The sequence below is a fragment of the Cupriavidus sp. 8B genome (assembly GCF_054589115.1).
On sequence record NZ_BAAILO010000625.1, the window covers coordinates 1 to 215 of the forward strand.

The following is a 215-nucleotide window of genomic DNA, read 5'->3' on the forward strand; positions in this document are numbered from 1 at the left end:
CCCAAGCACGTCATGGACCTGCTGCTCGACGCGATCTGCGTCGTCGACCGCCAGGGCCGTTTTCTGTCCGTCACGGGCGCTTGCGAAAGCATCTTTGGCTACCAGCCGGAGGAGATGCTGGGCACGCCGATGATTGACTTCGTCCATCCCGAGGATCGGGCGAGAACGCTGCAGGCCGTCGAGCGGATCGAGGCTGGCTATCTGCAGCGTCATTT

Annotated in this window: 1 protein-coding gene; it reads left to right on the top strand. The window is 62.8% G+C overall.

Going from position 1 to position 215, the window contains the following annotated elements:
* Nucleotides 1-12: 12 nt before the first annotated feature.
* On the top strand, nt 13-215 hold a 203-nt coding region (locus ACYP5B_RS51255), incomplete at its 3' end, for a PAS domain-containing protein (protein WP_459575181.1).